The sequence below is a fragment of the Streptomyces sp. NPDC044921 genome, assembly GCF_056432865.1.
On record NZ_JBWKIF010000048.1, the window covers coordinates 1 to 3,143 of the forward strand.

Sequence of the window (3,143 nt, forward strand, 5' to 3'; positions counted from 1 at the left end):
CCAGGTGATCAGGCGCTTCGGCTGTTCCAGGATCGCCGCCACGTCGGCCAGGACCTTGGAGCCCAGCTCGCCGTCGACCAGGCGGTGGTCGAAGGAGAGGGCCAGCGTGGTGACCTGGCGGGGCTTCACCTTGCCCTTGTGGACCCACGGCTGGAGCTTGATCGCCCCGACCGCGAGGATCGCGGACTCGCCCGGGTTGAGGATCGGCGTGCCCGTGTCGACGCCGAAGACACCGACGTTGGTGATGGTCACCGTGCCGCCCTGCATGGCCGCCGGGGACGTCCTGCCCTCGCGGGCCGTCGCCACCAGCTCGCCGAGCGACTCGGCCAGCTGCGGCAGCGTCTTGGCGTGGGCGTCCTTGATGTTCGGCACGATCAGGCCGCGCGGGGTCGCGGCCGCGATGCCCAGGTTCACGTAGTGCTTGACCACGATCTCCTGGGCGGCCTCGTCCCAGGACGCGTTGATCTCGGGGTTGCGCTTGATCGCGACGAGCAGCGCCTTGGCGATCAGCAGCAGGGGGTTCACGCGCAGGCCCGCGAACTCCTTGTCCTGCTTCAGCTCCTCGACCAGCTTCATCGTGCGCGTCACGTCGACCGTGACGAACTCCGTGACGTGCGGCGCGGTGAACGCCGAGCCGACCATCGCCGCCGCGGTCGCCTTGCGGACGCCCTTGACCGGGACGCGGGTCTCGCGCGCCGTGTCGTACGGGGCCGGGGCGGCGGCCGGGGCCGGCGCGGCCGCCGGGGCCTGCTCGGGTGCCTGCGGGGTGGCCGCGGCCACCGCCGCGTGCACGTCCTCGCGGGTGATGACGCCCCCCGGGCCGGTCGGCACGACCGTCGTCAGGTCCACGCCGAGGTCCTTGGCCAGCTTGCGGACCGGCGGCTTGGCCAGCGGGCGGTCCGCCCCGGCCGGGGCCGGGGCGGCAGGGGCCGGAACGGTCGCGGCCGGGGCCGCGGGCGCGTGGCCGTTCAGCTCCGTCTGGATCGCCGTCGAGGCCTGTCCGACGGCCACCTCCGGGCCCTTGCGGGGACGGCGGCGGGTGGACGAAGCCGCCACCCCGTAGCCGACGAGGACCGGCTGGCGGCCGGAACCCTCGGGCTTCGGCTCGGCCACGGCCTCCGCGGGCGCGGCCTCGGCGGCGGGTGCCGCGCCGCCGCCGACGTCGACCGTGATGATCGCCGTGCCCACGTCGACCGTGGTGCCCTCCGGGAAGCGCAGCTCCCGGACCACGCCGTCGTAGGGGATGGGCAGTTCGACGGCCGCCTTCGCCGTCTCGACCTCGCACACGACCTGCCCGTCGGTGACCGTGTCACCGGGCTGGACGTACCACTTGAGGATCTCCGCCTCCGTGAGCCCCTCGCCCACGTCGGGCATCTTGAACTCGCGCACGGACGCTTCCGTCATCGTCGTCACGACCCTCTCCTCAGTACGCCAGCGAGCGGTCGACGGCATCCAGCACCCGGTCCAGGTTCGGCAGGTACTCCTCCTCCAGGCGGGCCGGCGGGTACGGGGCGTGGTAGCCGCCGACCCTCAGCACCGGGGCCTCCAGGTGGTAGAAGCAGCGCTCCGTGATCCGGGCGGCGATCTCCGCGCCGGAGCCGAAGAACACCGGCGCCTCGTGGACCACGACCAGGCGGCGGGTCTTCTCCACCGACGCCTGGATCGAGTCGAAGTCGAGCGGGGAGACCGAGCGCAGGTCGAGGACCTCCAGGCGCTTGCCCTCCTCGGCGGCCGCGTCGGCGGCCTCCTGGCAGAGCTTCACCATCGGGCCGTAGGCGGCCAGGGTCAGGTCGGTGCCCTCGCGGACCACCCGGGCCTTGTGCAGCGGGCCCGGGATGGCCTCCGTGTTGACCTCGCCCTTGTCCCAGTAGCGGCGCTTGGGCTCGAAGAAGATCACCGGGTCGTCGCTCTGGATGGCCTGCTGCATCATCCAGTAGGCGTCCGAGGCGTTCGAGGGGCTGACCACCTTCAGGCCCGCCACGTGCGCGAACAGCGACTCGGGGGACTCCGAGTGGTGCTCGACCGCGCCGATGCCGCCGCCGTAGGGGATGCGCACGACGACGGGCATCTTGACCTTGCCCAGCGAACGGGCGTGCATCTTCGCGAGCTGCGTGACGATCTGGTCGTAGGCCGGGAAGACGAAGCCGTCGAACTGGATCTCCACCACCGGGCGGTAGCCGCGCAGGGCCAGGCCGACCGCGGTGCCGACGATGCCCGACTCGGCCAGCGGGGTGTCGATGACGCGGCTCTCGCCGAAGTCCTTCTGCAGGCCGTCCGTCACCCGGAAGACGCCGCCGAGCTTGCCGACGTCCTCGCCCATGACCAGGACCTTGGGGTCGGACTCCAGGGCGCGGCGCAGCGACTCGTTGATCGCCTTGGCCAGTGCCATCTTCTCGGCCATCTCAGTTACCCCCCTCGTCGGCGAAGGACGCCTGGTACGCGGCGAACTGGGCGCGCTCCTCGTCGACCAGCGCGTGCCCGTCCGCGTAGACGTTCTCGAAGATCGCGAAGTGGTCCGGGTCCGGCATGGCGCGGACCGCCTCGCGCACTCGCCTGCCCAACGCCTCGGACTCGGTCTCCAGTTCCGCGAAGAACGACTCGTCCGCGTGGCCCGAGGCCTCCAGGTAGCGGCGCAGGCGCAGGATCGGGTCCTTGGCCTCCCAGGCCTGGCGCTCCTCGTCGCCCCGGTAGCGGGTGGGATCGTCGGAGGTGGTGTGGGCGCCCATGCGGTACGTGAACGCCTCGACGAGGGTCGGGCCCTCGCCGCTGCGCGCCCGCTCCAGCGCCCAGCGGGTGACCGCGAGGCAGCCGAGCACGTCGTTGCCGTCGACCCGGACGCCGGGGAAGCCGAAGCCCTGGGCGCGCTGGTAGATCGGCACGCGGGACTGCTTCTCGGTCGGCTCGGAGATCGCCCACTGGTTGTTCTGGCAGAAGAACACGACCGGGGCGTTGTAGACCGCGGAGAAGGTGAACGACTCGGCCACGTCGCCCTGGCTGGAGGCGCCGTCGCCGAAGTAGGCGATCACCGCGCTGTCCGCGCCGTCCTTGGCGACGCCCATCGCGTAGCCGGTGGCGTGCAGCGTCTGGGAGCCGATGACGATCGTGTAGAGGTGGAAGTTGTTCCCGTTCGGGTCCCAGCCACC

Annotated in this window: 3 protein-coding genes; all 3 read right to left on the minus strand. The window is 72.0% G+C overall.

The features are described 5' to 3' along the window. Positions 1–1,413 (minus strand): dihydrolipoamide acetyltransferase family protein (locus AC07DA_RS36045; RefSeq protein ID WP_479132479.1); only part of this gene is annotated, 1,413 nt, incomplete at its 3' end. A gap of 10 nt (positions 1,414–1,423) precedes the next feature. Continuing rightward, positions 1,424–2,401: an alpha-ketoacid dehydrogenase subunit beta gene (locus tag AC07DA_RS36050; protein ID WP_479132480.1), complete on the minus strand. Its 978-nt coding sequence runs from the start codon at positions 2,399–2,401 to the stop codon at positions 1,424–1,426. A gap of 1 nt (position 2,402) precedes the next feature. Next, positions 2,403–3,143, minus strand: a 741-nt coding sequence (locus AC07DA_RS36055) for a thiamine pyrophosphate-dependent enzyme (RefSeq protein ID WP_479132481.1), incomplete at its 5' end; no start/stop codon positions are given.